The following is a 23614-nucleotide window of genomic DNA, read 5'->3' as shown; positions in this document are numbered from 1 at the left end:
GAGACCGGTCCGTAGGGCTTCCACGGTACCTGAGCCCGCGCCCATACGGTACGTCGCCCGCAGGACGTGCCCGGACCCAGAACCGGCGAGGTGCCCTGTCCCCGCTGGTCAACCGCGATTTTAACCACTTATTGGCGGCCGACCCGCCGACGAACGTGAGAGTTCTCTCTAAGAGTGCGCCGACGGGTACCGGTCAAACCCGCGAGCGGGCCTCGCGAGTCAGAGCGCCCGGCGGGCCGCGGCCGCCTCGTGCATCCGCTGCTCGGCGATCCGGTCGGCCGCGGCGGCCGGCGGGATACCGTCTGCCTTCGCACGTGCGAATATGGCCAGCGTGGTGTCGTAGATCTTCGCGGCCTTCGCCTTGCACCGCTCGAAGTCGAACCCGTGCAGCTCGTCGGCGACCTGGATGACACCGCCGGCGTTCACCACGTAGTCCGGCGCGTAGAGGATCCCGCGGTCGGCGAGGTCCTTCTCCACGCCCGGGTGGGCGAGCTGGTTGTTGGCCGCGCCGCACACGATCCTCGCGGCGAGCACCGGCACGGAGTCGTCGTTCAGGGCCCCGCCGAGCGCGCACGGGGCGTAGATGTCGAGACCGCCGAGATCGCCGCCCCGGATCAGCGCCTCGGTGTCGGCGACGGCCGTCACACCCTCCGGGTGCCGGTCGAGGATCCGCCGTACGGCCTCCTCGCGCACGTCCGTGATCACGACCTCGGCGCCCTCGTCCCGCAGGTGCTCCACCAGGTGGTGCCCGACCTTGCCGACGCCCGCGATGCCGACTCTGCGGTCGCGCAGCGTCGGGTCGCCCCACAGGTGCTGCGCGGAGGCCCGCATGCCCTGGTAGACGCCGAAGGCGGTCAGGACGGAGGAGTCGCCGGCGCCGCCGTTCTCGGGCGAGCGGCCGGTCGTCCAGCGGCACTCACGTGCCACGACGTCCATGTCCGCGACGTACGTGCCGACGTCGCACGCGGTGACGTACCGGCCGCCGAGGGAGGCCACGAACCGGCCGTAGGCGAGGAGCAGCTCCTCCGTCTTGTCCCGGTCCGGGTCGCCGATGATCACGGCCTTGCCGCCGCCGTGGTCGAGACCGGCCATGGCGTTCTTGTACGACATCCCGCGGGCGAGGTTCAGCGCGTCGGCGACGGCCTCCGCCTCGCTCGCGTACGGGTAGAAACGGGTACCGCCGAGCGCGGGGCCCAGGGCGGTGGAGTGGAGGGCGATGACGGCCTTGAGGCCGCTGGCACGGTCCTGGCAGAGCACGACTTGCTCATGACCCCCCTGTTCCGAGTGGAACAGGGTGTGCAGTACATCAGCAGGTGCGCCGGTTACGTCGGTCACTGTGGTGACTCCTGAAGTAAGTAGCGGCGGTCGGGAGCAGGTCCCGTACGGGTGGCGGGGCCTGTGAGCATGAGATTAGAGCCTGGGCGTCCCCGCCAGCGCGCAGTGCTCGGGATCACTCACTCCCGAGGGGCGTCCGTGCGACGATTTGCATGGTTTTCCCGCTCGTTTGTGTGCGGGTTTCGCAGGTTTTCCCGGCAGACGGCGGGGGAGGGAGCAGGCGTGCCCAAGGTGTCCTCGTTGATCGTCCCGTACGCGACCTATCTGCGTGTGTACGAGCCGCTGGCCGCCTTCCCGGAGCCGGAGCGCGGCCACTGGGCGCGCTACGCCCGCCGCCCCGACCGTCCCTCGTACCAGGACGAACTCCGCCGCGCCCTGGCCGACTTGCTGCCCACCCCGCCCATTGCGGTGCCGGTGCACGAGAGCGGTGACGCGTTCGTGCTGGAGGTGGACGGGGTGGTGTGCGTGTGCCCCTGGCGCACCCGGCTGCGCGGCTGGCAGGCGCTGGCCGAGCTCGGCGAGGAGTTGCCGGGCCCGGTCCTGGAAGCGGTGCTGCCGGACGTCGTACGGCAGCAGGCCGCCCAGGACTACGAGCGCTGGCTGGCCCGTAACCCGGACGCGCGGCCCTGGATCCGCACGGCGACCTGGCAGGTGCCGCTGAGCTGGTTCGTGCTGGTCTCCGACGAGGAGCGGCGCTTCGACAAGGGCTCCGGCGAGATCCCGCCGATGCTGCGCTACCGGACGCCGATGGTGCAGGCCCGGCGCCGGGTCGCGCGGGGCCTCAGGGCGCTCAGGGAGGCCATCGACGAGGGGCCGCTGATCGACGGCCTGGTGGACGTCGGGCGCTGGCTGGAGGAGTTCCACCCGCGTTCGCTGGTGGAGCTGGACTACGGCGGCCTGGTGCACACGCTGCCGGCCGGCGAGCTGGAGGACGACCACTCGGCGGCCGATGTGGCCGAGGGCATCGAGGCGCTGCGCGGCGGTGACGGGGTCACGGCGGGCGAGGCGTACGCGCGGCTCGTGGAGCGGTGGCGGTCGGTCCGGGATCGCCGGTCGGCGAACTGAGTGTGGCTTAGGTAACGAACTGACGTTTGACCTGACGCCCGTTTTGGGGTTTCGTCCTCGGACCGAGGTTTGTCCTGGGTATGTCCTGAGGTTTCGTCAACAAGGGACGTTGGTCCCGATCCGGGGTGTTTGCAGCCAAGCGTGACGGACCGCACGTACGCGGCCCTTGCGTCCCTTGCCCCTCCTCATGCCAAAATAGGACAAGGAGTCCGGGGGAACTCCGTCCGTCCCGTTCTGTTGTAGTGCGGGCGGAATCTCGGCATTGCATGCGCTTTGGGGGGTCTGATGACTCCTGATCGCCACTGTGACTGATCGTCACAGTGGCGTGACTGTCCGCTATGGCATGGTCCATCGGCTTCCGTCGCTGATGAACACCTGGAGGGGCAATTCCATCGGTTTGGCCGACGCGGCTGGACAGATGGTGTAGTTGTAGTGCCGAGGACAAGCCGTTCGTCCTATAACCGACTCGACTCGCGTCCGCCATTTCGGGCAACGCGGGTCAAGGTGCAGAATTTAGAGGAAAGAACCGAGAAGGTTCGGTTCTCCCGAGGAGGCCGCTCATGACCGCTCGCACCCCTGATGCCGAGCCGCTGCTGACCCCGGCTGAGGTCGCCACGATGTTCCGCGTCGACCCGAAGACGGTCACGCGGTGGGCGAAGGCCGGCAAGCTCACTTCGATTCGTACGCTCGGCGGACACCGCCGTTATCGCGAGGCTGAGGTCCGCGCTCTGCTCGCGGGTATCCCGCAGCAGCGCAGCGAGGCCTGAACAACTGAATAACCGGGCAAAACCGGCAGGTCCCCCAACATGCCGCGGCGCCCGGAACCCTAGCTCCAAGCGACGCGGGTTCTGCCCCAACAGAGCCCACGCCCAAGCCCCTCCGGGCTTCCCAAGCAGTGACAGGGTGCGTCGTCGATCGCGCTGGACTCCGCCGGGTCCAGCGCGATCTTTTTGTGCGCGCACGTGTGTGGATGTGTGGGCACGGCGTGGCCGACGGGGCGGCTCTGTGAGCGGGCTTGTCGGACTCTGGGGAGGGGTGTCGGATCTCCTGTGGGCGCGCCCTGACGCTGGTGCAATTGCACATATTAAATTGACCAGTTGTAGGCGAGGTGTAAAAACCGCGGTTTCAGAAAATCATGCGGTGACACCCGTCACATGCCAGAGTCCTTGTTGCCCCTGGTTCATGTGCGCTAGAGGAGGCACACCTTCCACGGTCCCCCGGCGGGGCGGGTGTTGGGGCCGGGCGACTGCCGCCACTGTCACGCGCTGGAAGGGCTTTCGTCCTCGACGCTCTCCTCCGGCGCCTGTGCGGCCCGTGGAGCGCCGTCCATCGCCAGCCTCAACAGGCGATGGCAGATCGGGCAGTGACGCGTCAGATGGCGATAGGAGGAAGCGGCCGACAGATGCGCACGGAGCAACGCCCGAGTCTCGTGCCTGGTCGATGCCGCCATACCCCACCTCCAAGGGGGCCGCACGGGAAGCGGGGCCCTGGTTTCTGGGTACCGAGCGAAAGTGACGGCGTCAAGACCGCCGAGGACGCAGGAGAGCCCGGGTCCGAAGACCCGGGCTCTCCTGTCGGCATGAACAAGGCCCGCTGCCGATGGCGAGCGGGCCTCTGCTTCACTGCGGTCCTGACGGGATTTGAACCCGCGGCCTCCACCTTGACAGGGTGGCGAGCACTCCAAACTGCTCCACAGGACCAGGTTTCGCGGCGCCATTTGTGCGTTGCGCTGCGAGAAGAGACTGTACAGGAGGGTGAGCCCCCTGCGCGAACTCACCCAGTGTGCAGGCGCCGTTACGGCACCGAAGCGTCGATCGCCTTCACGATCCGCTTGTCGGAGACCGGGTACGCCGTGCCGAGGGCGTGGGCGAAATAGCTGACCCGGAGCTCCTCGATCATCCAGCGGATGTCCAGCACCGAGGACGGGACCGGGCGTCCCTGGGGCATCTGCTCCAGGAGCCAGGCGTACTCGTCCTGCATCTCGTGGACCTTCTCCATGCGGCTGGTGTCCCGCTGGACGCCGGTCGGCATCTGCTGGAGGCGGCGGTCCGCGGCGACCAGGTAGCGCATGAGGTCGGGGAGTCGCCGGATACCCGCCGCCGTCACGAAGCCCGGCTTCACGAGGGCGTCCAGTTGCTTGCGCACGTCCTGGAGGTTCGCCAGGAGCACCGGGCTCCGCACGCCCTTCAGGCGGCGCTCGCAGGCCTGCCAGGCGGCGAGGACCTGCTGCACCTGCCCGACCGTACGGACCGTCGTGTCGACGATCTCCGCGCGGACCTTGTCGTACAGCTTCCGGTACGACTCCTCGTCCCACACCGGCCCGCCCAAGTCACCGATCAGCTTGTCCGCCGCCGCCATGGCGCAGTCGTCGAACAGGGCCTGGATCGAGCCGTGCGGATTCGCGGACAGGGCGAGCTTCTGGGCGTTCGTCAGCTTCTCCGAGGCGAACTTCCCCGGGTTCACCGGGATGTTGCGCAGGATCAGCCGGCGCGTGCCCTTCCACATCGCCTCCGCCTGCTCGGCCTCCGTGTCGAAGAGCCGTACGGAGACGGTGTCGCCGTCGTCGACCAGCGCCGGGTACGCCTTCACCGGCTGGCCGGCGCGGCGGGTCTCGAAGACGCGGGTGAGCGAGCCGATCGTCCAGTCGGTCAGGCCCTTGCGCTCCAGGGACTCGCCGCCCTGGCGCTCGGCGGTCGCCGCGGCCGCCTGGGAGAGGGCCTGGCGGGCCTTCGGCTTCAGCCGGAGCTTCAGCGCCTCCAGGTCCTTGTCCTCGGCCAGCTTTCGGCGGCGCTCGTCGACGATCCGGAAGGTGATGCGGAGGTGCTCGGGGACCCTGGCCCAGTCGAAGTCGTCGGCCTCGAACGGCACGCCGACCATGCGCTTGAGCTCACGCGCCATGGTGGTCGTGAGCGGCTCCTGAAGGGGGGAGGCCGTGTCCAGGAACCGCTTCGCGAAGTTCGGCGCCGGTACGTAGTTGCGGCGGATCGGCTTCGGGAGGGACCGGATCAGCTCGGTGACCAGCTCTTCCCTGAGGCCCGGGATCTGCCAGTCGAAGCCCTCGTCCGTGGCCTGGTTGAGGACCTGGAGCGGGATGTGGACGGTCACACCGTCGGCGTCCGCGCCCGGCTCGAACTGGTACGTCACCCGGAACTTGAGCGGTCCCTGCCGCCACGAGTCGGGATAGTCGGCCTTGGTGACCGCCTCCGCCGACTCCCGGATGAGCATCTCCCGCTCGAAGTCGAGGAAGTCGGGCTGCTCGTGCCGCTTGTGCTTCCACCAGGAGTCGAAGTGGGCGCCGGACACGACGTGTTCGGGCACCCGCTGGTCGTAGAACTCGAAGAGCGTGTCGTCGTCGACCACGATGTCCCGCCGCCGCGCGCGATGCTCCAGCTCCTCCACCTCGCTGAGGAGTCTGCGGTTGTCGGCGAAGAACTTGTGGTGCGTACGCCAGTCGCCCTCGACCAGGGCGTTGCGAATGAAAAGCTCGCGGGAGGTCTCCGGGTCGATCCGGCCGTAGTTGACCTTGCGCTGGGCGATGATCGGGACGCCGTAGAGCGTGACCTTCTCGTACGCCATCACCGCCGCCTGGTCCTTCTCCCAGTGCGGTTCGCTGTAGGTCCGCTTGAGCAGGTGCTCGGCGAGGGGCTCGACCCACTCGGGCTCGATCTTGGCATTGACGCGGGCCCAGAGGCGGGAGGTCTCCACCAGCTCGGCGGACATCACGAAGCGCGGCTGCTTCTTGAAGAGGGCAGAGCCGGGGAAGATCGCGAACTTGGCGCTCCGTGCGCCCAGGTACTCGTTCTTGTTGCCGTCCTTCACGTCCTTCATGCCGATGTGCGAGAGCAGACCGGCGAGGAGGGAGACATGGACACTCTGGTCGGCGGCGTCCTCCTCGTTGAGGTGGATGCCCATCTGCTTGGCGACGGTCCGCAGCTGCGTGTAGATGTCCTGCCACTCGCGGATGCGCAGGAAGTTCAGGTACTCCTGCTTGCACATGCGCCGGAAGGAGGAGGAGCCCCTCTCCTTCTGCTGCTCGCGCACGTACCGCCAGAGGTTGAGGTAGGCGAGGAAGTCGCTCGTCTCGTCCTTGAAGCGGGCGTGCTGCTGGTCGGCCTGGGTCTGCTTGTCGGCGGGGCGCTCGCGCGGGTCCTGGATGGACAGCGCGGCCGCTATGACCATGACCTCGCGCACGCAGCCGTTCTTGTCGGCCTCCAGGACCATGCGCGCGAGGCGCGGGTCGACGGGCAGCTGCGCGAGCTTGCGGCCGCTGTCCGTGAGCCGCTTGCGTACGTCCTTCTGCGCCGGGTCCAGCGCGCCCAGTTCCTGGAGGAGTTGGACGCCGTCGCGGATGTTGCGGTGGTCCGGCGGATCGATGAACGGGAACTTCTCGATGTCGCCGAGGCCGGCAGCGGTCATCTGCAGGATGACACTCGCCAGATTCGTACGGAGGATCTCCGCGTCCGTGAACTCCGGGCGGCCCTCGAAGTCCTCCTCGCTGTAGAGGCGGATGCAGATGCCGTCGCTGGTCCGGCCGCAGCGGCCCTTGCGCTGGTTGGCGCTGGCCTGGGAGATCGCCTCGATGGGGAGGCGCTGGACCTTGGTGCGGTGGCTGTAGCGGGAGATCCGGGCGAAGCCGGGGTCGATGACGTACTTGATGCCCGGGACGGTGAGGGAGGTCTCGGCGACGTTGGTGGCCAGAACGATCCTGCGCCCGGTGTGCTGCTGGAAGACGCGGTGCTGCTCGGCGTGCGAGAGCCGGGCGTAGAGGGGGAGTACCTCGGTGAACCGGTAGTTCTTCTTGACGAGCGCGTCCGCGGTGTCGCGGATCTCCCGCTCTCCTGAGAGGAAGACGAGGATGTCGCCCTTGCCCTCGGCCTGGAGCTCCTCGACGGCGTCGCAGATCGCGGTGATCTGGTCGCGGTCGGAGTCCTCGGAGTCGTCTTCGAGGAGGGGGCGGTACCGCACCTCCACGGGATACGTACGGCCGCTGACCTCGACGATCGGCGCATCGCCGAAGTGCCGGGAGAAGCGCTCGGGGTCGATGGTCGCGGAGGTGATGACGACCTTGAGGTCCGGCCGCCTGGGCAGCAGCTGAGCGAGGTAGCCCAGCAGGAAGTCGATGTTGAGGGACCGCTCGTGGGCCTCGTCGATGATGATCGTGTCGTAGGCGCGCAGCTCGCGGTCGGTCTGGATCTCGGCGAGCAGGATGCCGTCCGTCATCAGCTTGACGAAGGTGGCGTCCGGGCTCACCTGGTCGGTGAAGCGGACCTTCCAGCCGACGGCTTCGCCCAGAGGCGTGTCGAGCTCTTCCGCGACTCGCTCGGCGACGGTACGGGCGGCGATACGACGGGGCTGGGTGTGCCCGATCATGCCCTTGACGCCCCGCCCCAGCTCGAGACAGATCTTGGGAATCTGGGTCGTCTTGCCGGACCCGGTCTCACCGGCGACGATCACGACCTGGTGATCACGGATGGCCTCCGCGATCGTGTCCTTCTTCTGGCTGACCGGCAGCTGCTCGGGATAGCTGACGGCGGGCACCCGCCCGCGCCGCGCACTGAGCCGCTCCTCGGCCTTCGCCACCTCCGCCTCGATCTCGGCGAGAACGGCGGCATGGGCCTGAGGCTTACGGATCCTGCGCGCACCTTCGAGCCTGCGCCCGAGCCGGTGCGCATCGCGCAGGGACAGCTCGGTCAGGCGGGGGGCGAGAGCGCCGAGGTCGGGGGTGCCCGGAGCGGAGGCGCCGGGGGCGGGGTGCGTAGACATACGCGGTCCAGGATCTCATCCCGGGGAAAATCGTGGCGAACGCTTTTGCGTCGGGGTGGGCCGGCGCCCTGACCGGCGGCAAGGCGGACGTCAAAGGCCCCGTCCGGGTGGACGGGGCCTTCGGGTTGTGGCTGGGGCCGGGGTCGAACCGGCGACCTATCGCTTTTCAGGCGATCGCTCGTACCAACTGAGCTACCCAGCCACGAGGCTTCCGGGGAAACCTCAGCGGTCCTGACGGGATTTGAACCCGCGGCCTCCACCTTGACAGGGTGGCGAGCACTCCAAACTGCTCCACAGGACCAAGCGTTGTGTACGACAGTGTCGCACACGGTGTTGCGTGCCCCCAACGGGATTCGAACCCGTGCTACCGCCTTGAAAGGGCGGCGTCCTAGGCCGCTAGACGATGAGGGCTATCGGCCCGCCTGGGCGCTTCGCAGCGCGTCGGGGACGTGAGAAGCATATGGGATGGCGGGAGGGATCGCCAAAACGGTTTACGGGGAGGCGGGGGTCGGGGCGGAGGACGCGGGCGAGGGAGACGGTGTGGGGGACGGTGTGGGGGACGAGCTTGCTCCGGGCTGGTTCTCCTCGACCAGGTGGCGGCTGACCTCGGCCGTCGTGAGGCCGAGGCCGCCCAGTTCGATCTCGTCCCAGGCCTGGAGGCGGCGCGTGTCGCGGTCCATGTAGAGGATCGAGGCCTCGATGGGGTCCGGGTACTTGCCCTCGATCGCGCGCAGGCCGCTGCCGCCCGTCGAGCCCTCGACGCGCAGCCGGGTGCCCTGCTTCATGACCTCCATCTCCTCGTGGTGGAGGTGCCCGGCCAGCACCAGCGGGACCTCGCCGTCCACCCCGCGGGCCGCCGACGGCTCGTGGGCGATGGCGACGTCGACGGGCGTGCCGGCGGTGTTCTGAGCGCGCAGGGCGGAGGCCAGACGGGCGCCCGCCTGCTCCTGGGACTCCTCGGCGCCGGGCTTGTCGGAGCGGTCGGGGGTGAACTGGGGGTCGCCGATCCCGGCGAAGCGCAGGCCGGCGATGGTCTGGGCCCGCCCGTCGTCCAGGACGCGCACGTTCTTCAGGCCTTCCAGGTAGCGCTGGGTGGTCCGGGAGTCGTGGTTGCCGCGGACCCAGAGGTAGGGGGCGCCGAGGTCCTCGATCGGGTCCAGGAAGCCGTTCTCGGCGGCCGAGCCGTGGTCCATCGTGTCGCCGGAGTCGACGATCACGTCCACCTTGTACTGCTCCACGAGCGACGAGATGATCGGCCAGCTCGCCGGGTTCAGATGGATGTCCGAGACGTGCAGGACCCGGATGGTGGAGGGGTCGGGCGCGTAGGTGGGGAGCGTGGAGGTGGCGTCGTACAGCTTCGTCACGTTCGTCACCAGGCGGGCCAACTCCTTCTGGTAGACGTCGAATTCGGTGACGATGCTGCGGGCGTTGCCGACCAGGGACGGGGCGGAGGAGAGCAGGCCGGAGAACTTCGGTTCCAGGACCGATTCCGGGTTCCAGGTCGCGTACGCGGTTCCGCCGGAGGCGGCCAGGAGGGTCAGGGCGAGGCCGCCTGCCGCCAGGGCTCGGCGGGGGCGGCGGTAGACCGCGAGGCCGAGGGCGGTGGCGCCCGACACGACGGCCACGCAGGAGCGCAGGGCCAGGTCGCGGGTGCCGTGTTCGACGTCCTTGGTGACCTCGTCCTGGAGGCCGGAGAGGCGTTCGGGGTGGTCGACCAGGGCCTGGGAGCGGACCGGGTCGAGCTGGTCGACGTTGACGTCCAGGCGGACGGGGGCGTGGTGGCTGTCCAGCTGGAGGGCGCCGAGCGGCGAGACGTTGATCTTCGTGCCCCCGGTGAGCGACGGGCGCAGGGTCATCGTCGTGTTCATGGGGCCGACCGGGGTCCGCACGTTGCCGACGATCAGCAGCCCCAGCCAGGCACCGAGGACGACCACGGCGACGAGGCCGAGGGCGCGAACCCAGGGGTGGGCCTGGGGGACGAGTTCGAACGACGGGTGGGGCCGGCGGGTGCGGTAGTGACGGGCGAGGGCGCGCGGGATCCTGCGTAGGGAGTTCACGGTGTTCCGGACGGCGACGGGGACGCGGGCCATTGGTCCCGTATGCCCAATTCCGCCCGTGGATATGCGGGCGCACTCACGACTCTCGTACTGCGGCGGCGTACCGGACAATGGGCCTGTGCTGGAGATGACGCGCGAGGAGTTCGAGGAACTGGTCGCCGAGGCGCTGGACCGGATTCCGCCGGAGTTGACGCGGCTGATGGACAACGTCGCGGTATTCGTCGAGGACGAACCGCCGGCGGCGGATCCCGAGCTGCTCGGGCTGTACGAGGGGACTCCGCTGACCGACCGGGGCGAGTGGTACGCGGGGGTGCTGCCGGACCGGATCACCATCTACCGGGGGCCGACGCTGCGGATGTGCGAGTCGCGGGAGGAGGTCGTCGAGGAGACCGAGGTGACGGTGGTGCATGAGATTGCTCACCACTTCGGGATCGACGACGCCCGGCTGCACGCGCTCGGGTACGGGTGAGGCTCCGCTGATACGGGTCGCGTGTCCTCTTGTGGGCGGCGGGAGTTGGGCAGGTTGACTCCTTCATCCTCCACCGGAGGTGGCTGCTCGTGCGCCCCTTGTACGTACCCGTCCGTCTGGCCGCCACGGTCATGGCCGTCGCCGCTGCCGCCGGCTGCATGAGCGTCGGCGACGACGGCGGCGGCGGGAGCGCCGAGCCCTCGCACTCCGCAGGGCACCGGGCCGGTGAGGCGCCCGACGGTGGGGCGGAGGTGTCGGGCGGTGGCCCCGGATTCGGTGCCGCGGCCGAGGGCGGCAAGCACGGGCACGGCAAGGGGAAGAAGGGTGAGGAGGAGTCCGCGCCGCCGTCCGCGTCCCCGCCGGCGGAGGCGAGCGCCTCCGGCTCTGTGGGTGCCAAGCCGGGCAAGGGGAGGGGGAAGGGGAAGCCGGACAAGCCGGGGGAGCCGTTGCCGACCGACGTCGATCCGACGCCCACCCGTACGGCCGAGCCGCAGCCGACACCGACTCCGCCGCCCGCGTCGCCGACGCCCGAGCCGACGGCCGCCGAGCCGTCGTCGTCGGCGCACGAGCCTCCGGGGCCGCAGCTGGGCGAGCGGGAGCCGGCACCCGAGGCGGGTGCGCCGGCCTAGGCTCGTCTGACCTGCGGGTATGGGCTCAGTTTGCCTTGAGGGGCGGTGGGTGCGTATGGTGGTAGATCGTTTGATCCCATTTGCCCGGCGCCAATGCAGAGCGCGCCGTGTGGCGCGTACTCTCCTTTGCCGTGGCGGACCGCATAGAGGCGGTCGTATAGCGAAACACGGAGTTGACGGGCGCGTGCCGACGAGACTCCGGAAGGTTTCGCATACGCATGTCCATTTCCAGTACTGATCACGTCGTCGTGCCCGAGAACGAGGGTACGGAGGACGCTCCCGAGGTCACGTTCGCGAGCCTCGGTCTCCCCGAGGGCGTCGTGCGCAAGCTCGCCCAGAACGGCGTGACCACCCCCTTCCCGATCCAGGCCGCGACCATCCCGGACGCCCTGGCCGGCAAGGACATCCTCGGCCGTGGCCGCACCGGCTCCGGCAAGACCCTCTCCTTCGGTCTGCCGGCCCTGGCCACGCTGGCCGGCGGTCGCACCGAGAAGCACAAGCCGCGCGCCGTCATCCTCACGCCCACCCGTGAGCTCGCGATGCAGGTCGCGGACGCGCTCCAGCCCTACGGCGACGTCCTCGGCCTCAAGATGAAGGTCGTCTGCGGCGGCACGTCGATGGGTAACCAGATCTACGCCCTCGAGCGCGGCGTCGACGTCCTCGTCGCTACCCCGGGCCGCCTCCGCGACATCATCAACCGCGGCGCCTGCTCCCTGGAGAACGTGCAGATCGCCGTCCTCGACGAGGCCGACCAGATGTCGGACCTGGGCTTCCTGCCCGAGGTCACCGAGCTGCTCGACCAGGTTCCGGCGGGCGGTCAGCGCATGCTCTTCTCGGCCACGATGGAGAACGAGATCTCCACGCTGGTCAAGCGCTACCTGAGCAACCCGGTCACGCACGAGGTCGACAGCGCCCAGGGCAACGTCACGACCATGTCGCACCACATCCTCATCGTGAAGCCCAAGGACAAGGCGCCGGTCACCGCCGCGATCGCCTCCCGCAAGGGCCGCACGATCATCTTCGTCCGCACCCAGCTGGGCGCCGACCGTATCGCCGAGCAGCTCTGCGACTCCGGTGTGAAGGCCGACGCGCTGCACGGCGGTATGACGCAGGGCGCGCGTACCCGGGTGCTGGAGGACTTCAAGAAGGGCTACGTCAACGCCCTCGTCGCCACCGACGTCGCCGCCCGCGGCATCCACGTCGACGGCATCGACCTGGTCCTGAACGTGGACCCGGCCGGCGACCACAAGGACTACCTGCACCGCGCCGGGCGCACGGCCCGCGCCGGCCGCACCGGCACCGTGGTCTCCCTGTCGCTGCCGCACCAGCGCCGTCAGATCTTCCGGCTGATGGAGGACGCGGGCGTCGACGCCGGGCGTCACATCATCAACTCCGGTACGGCCTTCGAGCCCGAGGTCGCCGACATCACCGGCGCCCGTTCGATGACCGAGGTCCAGGCCGAGTCCGCGGGCAACGCCGCGCAGCAGGCCGAGCGCGAGGTCGCCCAGCTCACCAAGGAGCTGGAGCGGGCGCAGCGCCGCGCGACCGAGCTGCGCGAGGAGGCCGACCGCCTGGTCGCCCGGGTCGCGCGCGAGCAGGGCGAGGACCCCGAGGCGGCGGTGGCCGAGGCGCAGGCCGCGGCCGCGGTGGCCGAGGTCTCCGTTCCCGAGCAGCCGGCGGCGCAGGACATCGACAAGGCGGACCGGGACGACCGTGGTGGTCGCTCCTACGAGCGCCGTGACGACAACCGTGGTGGCGGCTTCCGCCGTGACGACCGTCGGGACGACAACCGTGGCGGTGGCCGTTCCTTCGAGCGTCGTGACGACCGTGGCGGCCGTGGCTTCGAGCGTCGTGACGACAACCGTGGTGGCGGCTTCCGCCGTGACGACCGTCGGGACGACAACCGTGGCGGTGGCCGTTCCTTCGAGCGTCGCGACGACAACCGTGGTGGCGGGCGTTCCTTCGAGCGTCGTGACGACAACCGTGGTGGCGGCTTCCGCCGCGACGACCGTCGGGACGACAACCGTGGCGGTGGCCGTTCCTTCGAGCGTCGGGACGACAACCGCGGTGGCGGGCGTTCCTTCGAGCGCCGTGACGACAACCGTGGTGGCGGCTTCCGCCGCGACGACCGTCCGGCCCGTTCCTTCGAGCGTCGTGACGAGCGCGGCGGACACCGCGGCAGCGACCGTCCGTTCAACCGTGACCGCCAGGGCGGCGACCGCCCCGGTTTCCGCGCCACCGGTCACGAGCGCCCCTCGGGTCGTCGTGACGAGCACCGTGGCGGCAGCACCGGCACCGGCACCGGCTCCTTCGGTCGCCGTGACGACAAGCCGCGCTGGAAGCGCAACGGCTGAGTGCGTCCCTGAGCAGTGAACGCCGTGGCCCCCCACCAACTGGTGGGGGGCCACGGCGTTCTGGCGTTCCCGTGTCGCCCGCCGTACCGCTCGAAAACGCTTTCCCCGGAACCTGTGTGCAGGCTGTAGGATCAGCCGACTTGTGAGACGGGTGGGGTGACCGGGGGGTCAGGGGCACCGGAGAGCGGTGTGCATTCCGTCTCCTGTTTTCGGGAGGGTCTTCCTTGGCTCGTCATGCCTTCGCACGCCTGCGTCTCGTCACCGCCTCCGCCGTACTGGCGGCCGGTCTGAGCCCGCTGCTGCCGTCCGCCGCCGTCGCGGACGTACCGCAGGAAACGGTGGTGCCGGCGACGCTGCGCGGCACCTATCCCGCGGCCGAGCTGTACAGCGGGTCGACCTACGGCGGCCACGACGGCGCCGGGCAGCAGGGCGTCTTCCACACGCTGGAGGGGTCCGGGCTGGTCTGGACGCGGTACTCGGACGGGAAGTCCGTGCCCGTGACGCGGCCGGAGGGGATCACCGGCACCTGGGGGACCGGCGGTGACGTCCTCGCGTACCGCTACGCGGGCAACCGGGTCGACCTGTGGAACGCGGTCGACGGGACCACCCGCACGATCCAGACCCCCTCGGAGCTGGCGCTGCTCACCGCCTTCAGCGACCTGGCGGTCGGCTACCGCGGAGTGCAGGACGAGAACGGCACGACCCTGCGGGAGATGCACCTGCTGTTCCCGGAGGCCGACGGTTCCACCCGTGACGTGCCGGTCAGCGGACTGCCCGCGGGAGTGAACCTCGGGGCGCCGTTGGGCGGGGACGCCACGGGGCTGCTGTTCCAGGCCACGCAGAACGGGCAGTACCTGTCGGTCATGGTCGACCGCAGGACGGGGCAGGCGCAGACCTGGACGCCGCTGCGCTCCAAGGTCTACCTGAAGGCCCAGGTGACCACCGATCACGTGGTCCTCTTCAACGCCAACGAGGCCACCGTCCAGGTGTATGCGCGCAACGACCTGTCGGCCGCCCCGGTCGAGGTCACGCTCGACGGCGCCACCAGCGTGAACCCCGCGCAGAACCTCGCCGTGGTCGGCGACTGGCTGATCCACCGGCCCAGCGACGGTACGGCGGTCACCGCCAAGCCGATCGCCGGCGGTCCCGTGGTGACCCTGCTGCCCGGGTCGGGCCTGTACACCTCGGCGGTCTCCGACGGCACCGCGGTCCTCATCGGCCGCACCGGCGCCACCCCCGACGACTGGGGTGTCCAGCGCGTTGGGCCGGGCTCCGACGGCAGACCGGTCGTCACCCAGGTCAAGGCGCTGTCCAAGCCGCCGTTCCCGATCCAGGGGCTCTCGCTGAACCAGGGGCGGCTCGTCACCGCGGACTACGGCACCAGCTACGGGACCAAGGGCGAGCGCATCAGCCGTGTCCGGACCGTCGCCGCCACCGGCGCGCCCACGTTCGGCACGTCCTCCCGGTTCCTCCCCTCGGACGGCGCCCTCATCGGCACCTGCGCGGCCGACGACGTCGCCTGCGCCCCGGTGCAGGGCACGGCCGACGGGCAGATCGCCTGGCTGGACCACAACTCGACGTCCGAGCGGATCACCGTCGCCGGACCGGGCGCCTACGACTACTGGTACCGCGACGTGCCCGTCGGCGGGCGGATCACCGACGTCTCGGGCCGGTACGTGCTCTACACGGCTCCGTCCCAGCAGTACGTCTACAAGATCGGTGACAGCGTCACCCAGGTCACCCGCGTCCCGGGCGCGGCCGCTCTCTCCGGCGACGTCCTGTGGACCGCCGGGACGACCCCGGGCAGTGTCACCGCGTACAACCTGACCACCAAGAAGACCGCCGAGACCGTCACCACCGACGCCGGCTGCACGCCCACCGAACTCCAGGCGCTGGGCCGCTGGTTGTACTGGACCTGCGACGGCCGGGCCGGCGTCTACGACCGTACGGCGAAGAAGTCCGTGCCCGTGCCGGCCGACGAGGCCGAGCTCGGCGACGGCTACGTCGTCACGCACGACAGGCAGGACGGGAAGCTGACGCTGACGACGGTCGCGGACGGCACGCCCGCGAGCCGGGTGATCGGCGACCTTCCGGACACGGGCGTCTCGCAGCGTGACGTGCGCTGGACGGTCGACGAGTCGGGCGCGAACGCGGCCTACGTCGACGGCCAGGAGCAGGTGCACCTCGTGCCGTCCGGCGTGCCGCAGCAGCCGCTGCGGCTGCTCGCGCCGGCCGAGAAGGCGTCGTCCGTCGAGGCGCAGAAGATCGACACCACGCCGGACACCCTGACCACCTTGCTGCTCTCGAAGCCGTCCGCGAGCTGGCGGCTGACCGTGCGCAGCAAGGCGACCGGCAAGATCGTGGACACGCGGGACGGCGGTGCTGCCCGCGGCGAACTGAGCGTCGGCTGGTTCGGCACCGACCCCAAGTCCGCCTTCCTGCCGAACGGTTCGTACGACTGGACGCTGTCCGTGACGCCCGCCGACGGCATCGGCGCCGCGCTGGAGGTGACGGGCTCGGTCGCGCTGCGCGGCGGCAGCCCGGTACGTCACGACCACCTCGGCGGCGACGCCATCGGCGACCTGCTCACCCTCAACTCCTCCGGCGGCCTGACCTTCCAGCAGGGCACCGGCAAGGGCACGTTCTCCGGGAAGGTCACCGGGACGGGCTGGGCCACCTCGATCAGGGCGGTCCCCTTCGGCGACCTGAACGGGGACCGCTGCAACGACGTCCTCGTGCGGCTGAGCAGCGGGGCCCTGCGGCTGTACAAGCCGGGCTGCAACGCCGCGCTGAAGCCGTCGACGTCGTACACGACCCTCGGGTCCAGCGGCTGGAACCAGTACGACGTGCTGACCGCGCCCGGTGACGTGAGCGGCGACGGCCGCCCGGACCTGATCGCGCGCAACACCACCACCGGCACGGTCTACCTCTACAAGGGCACCAGCACCGGCAAGCTGTCGGCGCGGGTGAAGCTGTACGACAACTGGAAGACGTACAAGAAGGTCGTGGGCGTCGGCGACCTCGACGGTGACGGCATCGGCGACCTGCTCGCGCAGGACAGGTCGAACAACCTGTACCGGTACTACGGCAAGGGCGACGGCACCTTCGCTGCCCGCGCGAAGGTGTTCTCCGACTGGGGCGGTTCCTACAACGCGATCGTCGGCGTCGGGGACATCACCGGGGACGGGAGGAACGACCTGGTGGTGCGGGACTCGGCGGGGAACCTGTACCGCAACGCGGGCGACGGCAAGGGGTCGTTCGGGGCGCGCGTGAAGATCGCGAGCGGCTGGCAGGGCTACAAGGGCCTTTTCTAGAAGGGAAGGATCCTTTCTAGCCAAGTTGTGACGTGTGTCACGCCCTCGGCGGGGGAATTGCTGGGGGCATGACAGATGACGCCATCGCGAGCGGGCAATCCGACGTCCCGGATCTCTCGGATCTCTCGGACGAGGAACGGCTGGCCCAGCTCGGTTACACGCAGGTTCTCGCCCGCCGCATGTCGGCGTTCTCCAACTACGCGGTCTCCTTCACCATCATCTCGGTCCTCTCGGGCTGCCTGACCCTGTACCTGTTCGGCATGAACACGGGCGGCCCGGCCGTGATCATGTGGGGCTGGGTCGCGGTCGGCCTGATGACGCTGTTCGTCGGCCTGTCGATGGCCGAGATCTGCTCGGCCTACCCGACGTCGGCGGGTCTGTACTTCTGGGCGCACCGCCTGGCCCCCTCCCGGACCGCGGCCGCCTGGGCGTGGTTCACGGGCTGGTTCAACGTCCTCGGCCAGGTCGCGGTGACGGCGGGCATCGACTTCGGGGCGGCGTCCTTCCTCGGCGCCTACCTGAACCTCCAGTTCGACTTCGAGGTGACACCGGGCCGCACGGTCCTGCTCTTCGCGGGCATCCTGGTGCTGCACGGCCTGCTGAACACCTTCGGCGTCCGGATCGTCGGTCTGCTCAACAGCGTGAGCGTCTGGTGGCACGTGCTGGGCGTGGCGGTGATCGTCGGCGCGCTGACCTTCGTACCGGACCACCACCAGTCCGCGTCCTTCGTCTTCGGCGAGTTCGTGAACAACACGGGCTGGGGCAGCGGGGTGTACGTCGTCCTCCTGGGCCTGCTGATGGCCCAGTACACCTTCACCGGCTACGACGCCTCGGCCCACATGACGGAGGAGACGCACGACGCGTCGACGGCGGGCCCGAAGGGAATCGTGAGGTCCATCTGGACCTCATGGATAGCGGGCTTCGTGCTGCTGCTCGGCTTCACGTTCGCGATCCAGTCGTACGACGGTGCCCTCGGGTCGGCGACGGGGGCGCCGCCGGCCCAGATCCTGCTGGACGCGCTGGGCGCGACGGCGGGCAAGCTGCTGCTGTTGGTCGTGATCGGGGCGCAGCTGTTCTGCGGGATGGCGTCCGTGACGGCCAACAGCCGCATGATCTACGCCTTTTCGCGCGACGGCGCGCTGCCGTACTCGCGTGTGTGGCACACGGTCAGCCCGCGCACGCGCACACCCGTGGCAGCGGTGTGGCTGGCGGCGGGCGGCGCGCTGGTCCTGGGCCTTCCGTACCTGATCAATGTGACCGCGTACGCGGCGGTGACGTCGATCGCCGTGATCGGCCTCTACATCGCGTACGTCATCCCGACGCTGCTCCGGCTGCGCAAGGGCGAGGCCTTCGACCGCGGGCCGTGGCATCTGGGCCGCTGGTCGCGGGCGGTGGGTGTGGTGTCGGTGGTCTGGGTCGGCGTCATCACGGTGCTGTTCATGCTGCCGCAGGTCTCGCCGGTGACGTGGGAGACCTTCAACTACGCGCCGGTGGCCGTCCTGGTGGTCCTGGGCTTCGCGGCGATCTGGTGGCTGGCCTCGGCCCGGCACTGGTTCCTCAACCCCGACCACGAGCGGACCCGAACCCTCGCGGCGGCCCGCGCGAACGCCCCCGAACCGGTAGATCCCTAACACTCCGGACCCGCCGGCCCCGGCTGTTCACATCCGGCACGGCCGTGTCCCCGATACCCGATCGGAGACACGGCCTCCTCCGGCTATGCTCGGGGTGGCAACATCACCTGGGCCCTTAGCTCAATTGGCAGAGCAGTGGACTTTTAATCCATTGGTTGTGGGTTCGAGTCCCACAGGGCCTACCGGAGAGCCCCCACGTCAGAGGGATTTGGCGCGGGGGCTCTGGTGTTTCCCGGGGCCGCGATCCGGTAGCCCGCCGCCCGCCTCCGCCCCGTCGGTCATCGCGTCGCGGACCTTGGCCGTGTCCACGAACTGCTCGAAGCGTACGATCCGGCCGCCGCGTACGACGAAGTGGTGGGCGACGCGTACGTCGATGGGCTTGCCGGTCGCCTTGTTGGTGGCGGTGTAGCGGGCGAGGACGACGACGTTCTCGCCGTCGACGACGTAGGTGTCGTCGTGGGCGGTCCAGTCGTCCCACTCCTTGCCCAACTGCTCCATGACGTTGGCGGTGACGCCGTCGGGGGTGCGGTAGGTGCCGGCGAGGGGGAAGCCCGCCATCTCGGTCCACTCCACGTCGGGGGCGAGGGTGGCACGCAGGGCTTCCAGGTCGCCGGCGGCCGAGGCGAGGTACTGGCGGCGGACCACGTCGGCCGGGGCGGCGGAGGTGGCGAAGTCGGGGGCGGTGGTGGCGGAGTGGGCGGTGGTGTCGTCGGTCGTCATGTCGGTCAGCCCCACTTCATTTCGCCCTTGGCGACCTTGGCGCCGATCTGGGCGGCGATCAGCATGCCGTTGCCGGGGTAGCGCTTGACGAGTGCTTCGGTCAGCGCGGTGCCGTCGGCGGCGGTCGCGAGTTCCTCTTCGAAGGCGAGGAGGTAGTCGCGGGTGGCCGTGATGGCGGAGGCGTCGGCGGCGGTGTCGGGCAGACGGTGGCCGGGCACGACCAGCTGCGGGTCGAGGGCGGCCATCTCGTCCAGCAGCCCGATCCAGGCGGAGCGGTCCTCGGGGGCGGGAGTGTCGGCGACCCAGACGTGTTCCTGCTGGAAGAGCAGGACGCCGCCGAGGAGGGCGCGGTGCTCGGCCTGCCACAGGTAGTGGCGGTCGGGCAGTTCGGCCGGGCCGCCCTTGAGCTCGAAGCGGTGGCCTTCCAGGGTGAGGTCGCCGGTCAGCGGGGCGATGTCGACCAGACGGGTGGGCAGGTTCGGCCCGAGGGCCTGCCATGCCTTGAGCTTGCCCTCGTAGGAGTGCTGGATGTGCTCGATGACCTGCGGGGTGGCGACGAAGGCGGCGTCGGGGAAGGCGTCGGCCAGGACTTCGGCGCCGAAGTAGTAGTCGGGGTCGCCGTGGCTGAGGAAGACGGTGGTCAGCTGCTTGCCGGAGTCCAGGACGGCGGCGGCCAGGCGGTGGCCGTCGGCCCGGGTGAAGCCGGCGTCGACCAGCAGCGCCTCGCGCTCGCCGGTGACGAGGGTGGCCGTCTTGTTCTTGCTGCCGGCGGGGAAGTCGAGGTCGAGGACGGTGAATTCGAGCGTGCTCATGCGAGTGCTCCTTCGTTTCGTGGGGGGAGGGGTCAGTGGAGGTCTGCGCTCAGGGCGGCCAGCCGTCGGTCGACCTCGTCGGCGGTGGCGTGGCCGCGGGCCAGTACGGTGACGCGCTCGCCGTCGACGGCGAGGAGAGTGGGGAAGCCGGTGACGCCCAGCGCCGCGGCGCGGTGGAAGTCCGCCTCGGCCGCGGCCCGCGCCTCGGGTGATGCGAACGCGGCGACGACGGCGTCGCCGTCGAGCCCGGACGCCTCGGCGAGCCTTCGGTAGGTGGCCGGGTCGGACAGGCTCTGCCCGTCGACGTAGTAGGCGCGCTGCAGGGCAGTGGCCAGTTCCAGCACCCGGTCGGGTGCGGTGCGGCGCAGGGCGGCCACGCCGCGTGCGGCGGCCTCGGAGTCCATGACGAAGGACCCCTCGGCCAGCAGGCGCCGGTAGCCCTCACCGAACTCGGCGCCGGTCAGCTCCGCGATCTGGTCGTTCGCGCCCCGGACGTGGCCGAAGGCGCTCATCGGGACCCGGCGCTCCCCGGTGAACAGGCCGCCCGAGACCACCTCCACCGGCAGCTCCCGGTGGCGGGAGACGGTCTCGCGCACCGTGCCCGAGAAACCGTGCGACCAGCCGCAATAGGCGTCGAAAACGTAGACGAGCTGCATCGAGGACCTCGACAGGGGGTGTGGCGCCCGCCCAGTGCGAGCGATTCATCTGACTAAACAGTATCTGCTGTGTCAGGTATTTCCGGGCTCGCGTGATCGGCGCCACATTTCGTTCTCCGATGTCAGTGGATCAGGCGCGGCGCCCGGCCGCAGCTCAGGGCAGGCGGGGCAGCATGTCCCGTGCCGCGTGGCTCAAGATGCGCAGATCCTCCGCGAACCGCTCACGGTCCGCCTCGGGCAGGGGCTCCAGGAAGTACCGCTCGATGTTCTCCACGTGCACCCGGGAGGCTCCCACCGCCGTCTGCTCCCCCAGCCCGGTCAGCCGCACCAGCCGCCCGCGCCGGTCGCCGGGGTCCTCGACGCGTTCGACCAGCCCGGCCGCCTCCATACGGTCCACCAGCCGCGTTGCCCCGCCCGTGGTCAGCACCTGCTCCTGGGCGATGGCCCGCATCGACAGACCCGGCTCGGCAGCCCGTCCCAGGATCAGCAGCACCTCGTACATGAGATGGCTGATCCCGCACTCCACCTCCAGGGAGCGCCCCAGGATGTACTCCAGCCGGTTGGCCGCCCCCTGCAACCGCCCGAAAGCCAGGACCAGCTCGTGATTCGCGGCCTCCTTCGCCGTCGAGATCCCCGCGTGCTCAGTCACGGTCCCAGCGTCCTTCCGTCGTCCCCGGCAGCCTTGCACCGATCATGCCGTGCGGGTCCGCCGGGGGGTACCGGCGGCGCCCCTCGTGCCCTCGGGCGTGGCGGTACGGCTCAGACCTCGCAGAACCCGAGGTCTTCGAGGGCCTGGTTGATCTGCTTGCCCTGGGTCTCGGTGGTCGTGACGTCCTTGTACGTGAAGCGCTGCGAGGCCGACCGGTCGAGTCGCTGCGCGCCCCCGTTGATCGCGCCGCACTGGTTGCGCGCGGCGTCCACGGCCTTGTCCTCGTACCTCACGATGTCCGGGTTGGCCGCGGCAAGCGCCCTGAGCAGCCGGACGCGGACCGCCCCGATCGGCTCGGGCGGGATGCCGGCGGCCTGCGCGGCCGAGCTCTGGTCGGTGCTCGGTGTGCTCGAAGTGCTCGGAGCCGGTGCGGGGCTCGTCGGCTTCGCCGTGGTCGGCGTCGTGTCCGCCGCCTTGTCGTCGCCGCTGTCGGACGAGCACGCGGTGAGCGCGAGCAGTGCTGCGGCGCAGAGCGCGGCAGCGGTCGTACGGGTGTTCATGGTCCCCCCGGGGCCGTGATGCCTGAGGGGTCATCATGCCTGAGGGGTCGTCATGCCCTCCGGAGCCGATGGTGTAGCCCGCTACACCTCTGCCCGGGTGCCCGCCCACCCGACCGCCCCCACCTGCATCATCTAGCGTTGCCGCATGTGGAAGACCGTCCAGCGGGCCGCGTGGGCCACCTTGCATCTTGTCGTGGCCGCGGCGATGGCGTTCGGGGTGTGGATATTCATCACCGTTCTGCTGATCACCGCCATCGGAACGCTCGCGGTGGTCGGAGCCTGGATGCTGCCCGAGACGGTGCTGCTGATCCGGCGGATCGCCGGGGCCAAGCGGGCGCTGACCTTCGCATGGACGGGGCGGCGGATTCCCGAGGCGTATCAGAGCATGACCGGGACGCTGCGGGAGCGGCTGGGCATCGCGGTGCGCGATCCCGGCACGCACACCGACCTGCGCTGGATGCTCGCCTACTACTTCTACGGCGCTCTCCTCTTCCTCGCGCTGCCGCTGTGGCCCGTGGGTCTGGTCGTCGACGGGGTGTGGTGCGGACTGCTGCGGCGGCCCGCGGTCGTGCTGCCGCTGATCGTGCGGCTCGCGGACACCGAGGCCGGCTGGACGACCGCCCTGCTCATGCCGTCCCCGAAGGCGCAGCTCGCCGCGCGGGTGGAGGAGCTGAAGGAGACCCGGGCGGACGCGATCGCCGCGCACGGCGCCGAACTGCGCCGTATCGAGCGGGACCTGCACGACGGCGCGCAGGCGCGGCTGGTCGCCCTGTCGATGCGGATCGGGCTCGCCAAGCGGGCCTACGACCGTGATCCCGCGGCCGCCCGCAAGCTCCTGGACGACGCCCAGGACCAGGCCGAACAGGCGCTCACGGAGCTGCGGCACGTCGTACGCGGCATCCACCCGCCGATCCTCACCGACCGCGGTCTGGTCGGCGCGGTGCGGGCCTTGGCCGCGAGCAGCGGTCTGGCCGTGTCGGTGGACGACGGCGGCCTGGAGGAGGGCGTACGAGCGCCCGCGGCCGTGGAGGCCGCCGCCTACTTCGTGATCGCCGAATCGCTGACCAACGTCGCCAAGTACAGCGGCTCGCCCCGGGCCGAGGTCCGCCTCGCCCGGACCCGGCGCAGCCTGACGGTGCGTGTCCGCGACGAGGGCCGGGGCGGTGCCGACGAGTCCTCCGGTTCGGGACTGCTCGGCATGCGCCGACGGGTCGCGGCGCTCGACGGGACGTTCGACATCACCAGCCCCGTCGGCGGGCCGACCGTGATCGAGGTGGAGTTGCCGTGCGTGTGGTGATCGCCGAGGACAACGCCCTCCTTCGGGAGGGCCTTGTGCTGTTGCTGACCTCGGCCGGGCACGAGGTCGCGGCCGTGGTCGGCACCGGGCCCGAGATCGTGCCCGCGCTGCTGGAGCACCGGCCCGATGTCGCGGTCCTCGACGTGCGGATGCCGCCGGGCTTCCGTGACGAAGGGCTGCGTGCCGCACGCGCCGCGCGGGAGGAGATTCCCGGGTTGCCGGTGCTGGTGCTCTCGCAGTACGTCGAGGAGTCGTACGCCGCCGAGCTGCTGGGTGGTGGGAGCAGCGGGGTCGGTTATCTGC

Annotated in this window: 17 protein-coding genes, 5 tRNA genes and 1 pseudogene; 10 read left to right on the top strand and 13 right to left on the bottom strand. The window is 70.1% G+C overall.

What is annotated here, in order from left to right:
* Nucleotides 1-219 precede the first annotated feature (219 nt).
* A complete protein-coding gene (locus tag ADK57_RS43745) occupies nucleotides 220-1335 on the bottom strand; it encodes a Leu/Phe/Val dehydrogenase (protein WP_053755345.1) in 1116 nt (371 codons plus the stop codon).
* A gap of 222 nt (nucleotides 1336-1557) precedes the next feature.
* On the opposite strand from ADK57_RS43745, the gene ADK57_RS43740 reads away from it, so the two are divergent.
* Nucleotides 1558-2400, top strand: a complete 843-nt coding sequence (locus tag ADK57_RS43740) for a hypothetical protein (protein ID WP_053755344.1) — start codon at nucleotides 1558-1560, stop codon at nucleotides 2398-2400.
* A gap of 560 nt (nucleotides 2401-2960) precedes the next feature.
* The gene (bldC, locus tag ADK57_RS43735) at nucleotides 2961-3167 is read left to right on the top strand and encodes a developmental transcriptional regulator BldC (RefSeq protein ID WP_003949541.1); all 207 of its coding nucleotides are present in this window, start codon (nucleotides 2961-2963) and stop codon (nucleotides 3165-3167) included.
* A 491-nt stretch (nucleotides 3168-3658) separates the two neighbouring features.
* Here bldC and ADK57_RS51845 read toward each other — a convergent pair whose 3' ends face one another.
* From ADK57_RS51845 to ADK57_RS43705, 7 genes are all read right to left on the bottom strand, one after another.
* A complete protein-coding gene (locus ADK57_RS51845; RefSeq protein WP_078973669.1) occupies nucleotides 3659-3850 on the bottom strand; it encodes a DUF6274 family protein in 192 nt (63 codons plus the stop codon).
* 175 nt (nucleotides 3851-4025) lie between these two features.
* A tRNA-Asp gene (locus ADK57_RS43730) sits at nucleotides 4026-4100 on the bottom strand.
* 94 nt (nucleotides 4101-4194) lie between these two features.
* Nucleotides 4195-8163, bottom strand: coding sequence for an ATP-dependent RNA helicase HrpA (gene hrpA, locus ADK57_RS43725; protein WP_053755343.1), 3969 nt, complete (start codon nucleotides 8161-8163; stop codon nucleotides 4195-4197).
* Nucleotides 8164-8291: 128 nt separating this feature from the next.
* Nucleotides 8292-8365 (bottom strand) — tRNA-Phe (locus ADK57_RS43720).
* A gap of 24 nt (nucleotides 8366-8389) precedes the next feature.
* Nucleotides 8390-8464 (bottom strand) — tRNA-Asp (locus tag ADK57_RS43715).
* 37 nt (nucleotides 8465-8501) lie between these two features.
* Nucleotides 8502-8574: transfer RNA gene (locus ADK57_RS43710), tRNA-Glu, on the bottom strand.
* A gap of 80 nt (nucleotides 8575-8654) precedes the next feature.
* Nucleotides 8655-10253 (bottom strand): metallophosphoesterase family protein, encoded by a 1599-nt coding sequence (locus tag ADK57_RS43705; RefSeq protein ID WP_053755342.1) that lies wholly within the window; start codon nucleotides 10251-10253, stop codon nucleotides 8655-8657.
* Between the two features lie 85 nt (nucleotides 10254-10338).
* Between ADK57_RS43705 and ADK57_RS43700 the strand changes: the two genes are divergently transcribed.
* The 6 genes from ADK57_RS43700 to ADK57_RS43675 all read left to right on the top strand — a co-directional run bounded on the left by ADK57_RS43700 (nucleotide 10339) and on the right by ADK57_RS43675 (nucleotide 18799).
* On the top strand, nucleotides 10339-10689 hold the full coding sequence (locus tag ADK57_RS43700; protein WP_053755341.1) for a metallopeptidase family protein: 351 nt from the start codon (nucleotides 10339-10341) through the stop codon (nucleotides 10687-10689).
* Nucleotides 10690-10778: 89 nt separating this feature from the next.
* Entirely contained in the window at nucleotides 10779-11318 is a 540-nt protein-coding gene (locus ADK57_RS43695; protein WP_053755340.1) for a hypothetical protein, read from the top strand.
* Between the two features lie 218 nt (nucleotides 11319-11536).
* A complete protein-coding gene (locus ADK57_RS43690) occupies nucleotides 11537-13672 on the top strand; it encodes a DEAD/DEAH box helicase (protein WP_053755339.1) in 2136 nt (711 codons plus the stop codon).
* A gap of 224 nt (nucleotides 13673-13896) precedes the next feature.
* Nucleotides 13897-16986: an FG-GAP repeat domain-containing protein gene (locus tag ADK57_RS43685; protein WP_053755338.1), complete on the top strand. Its 3090-nt coding sequence runs from the start codon at nucleotides 13897-13899 to the stop codon at nucleotides 16984-16986.
* 68 nt (nucleotides 16987-17054) lie between these two features.
* Nucleotides 17055-18617, top strand: coding sequence for an amino acid permease (locus tag ADK57_RS43680; protein WP_053755337.1), 1563 nt, complete (start codon nucleotides 17055-17057; stop codon nucleotides 18615-18617).
* A 109-nt stretch (nucleotides 18618-18726) separates the two neighbouring features.
* Nucleotides 18727-18799, top strand: a tRNA-Lys gene (locus tag ADK57_RS43675).
* A 94-nt stretch (nucleotides 18800-18893) separates the two neighbouring features.
* Here the strand turns inward: ADK57_RS43675 and ADK57_RS43670 are convergent.
* From ADK57_RS43670 to ADK57_RS43650, 5 genes and pseudogenes are all read right to left on the bottom strand, one after another.
* Nucleotides 18894-19337, bottom strand: a pseudogene (locus ADK57_RS43670) (nuclear transport factor 2 family protein); the annotation flags it as partial.
* A gap of 5 nt (nucleotides 19338-19342) precedes the next feature.
* The gene (locus tag ADK57_RS43665; RefSeq protein ID WP_053755336.1) at nucleotides 19343-20149 is read right to left on the bottom strand and encodes an MBL fold metallo-hydrolase; all 807 of its coding nucleotides are present in this window, start codon (nucleotides 20147-20149) and stop codon (nucleotides 19343-19345) included.
* Nucleotides 20150-20181: 32 nt separating this feature from the next.
* Nucleotides 20182-20805, bottom strand: coding sequence for a DsbA family protein (locus ADK57_RS43660; protein WP_053755335.1), 624 nt, complete (start codon nucleotides 20803-20805; stop codon nucleotides 20182-20184).
* A 154-nt stretch (nucleotides 20806-20959) separates the two neighbouring features.
* Nucleotides 20960-21454, bottom strand: coding sequence for a MarR family winged helix-turn-helix transcriptional regulator (locus ADK57_RS43655; RefSeq protein WP_053755334.1), 495 nt, complete (start codon nucleotides 21452-21454; stop codon nucleotides 20960-20962).
* A 110-nt stretch (nucleotides 21455-21564) separates the two neighbouring features.
* A complete protein-coding gene (locus ADK57_RS43650) occupies nucleotides 21565-22014 on the bottom strand; it encodes a hypothetical protein (protein WP_053755333.1) in 450 nt (149 codons plus the stop codon).
* A 145-nt stretch (nucleotides 22015-22159) separates the two neighbouring features.
* Here ADK57_RS43650 and ADK57_RS43645 point away from each other — a divergent pair, with 145 nt between their 5' ends.
* Complete coding sequence (locus tag ADK57_RS43645; protein WP_053755332.1) at nucleotides 22160-23311, top strand: sensor histidine kinase; 1152 nt, start codon at nucleotides 22160-22162, stop codon at nucleotides 23309-23311.
* Nucleotides 23299-23614, top strand: a 316-nt coding sequence (locus ADK57_RS43640) for a response regulator (RefSeq protein WP_159050243.1), incomplete at its 3' end; no start/stop codon positions are given. The genes ADK57_RS43645 and ADK57_RS43640, both read left to right, overlap by 13 nt.

The sequence above is a fragment of the Streptomyces sp. MMG1533 genome, from assembly GCF_001279775.1.
Lineage (GTDB): Bacteria > Actinomycetota > Actinomycetes > Streptomycetales > Streptomycetaceae > Streptomyces.
Note: the sequence above shows the minus strand (reverse complement) of the source record. Positions and strands in the feature narration are given on the sequence as shown.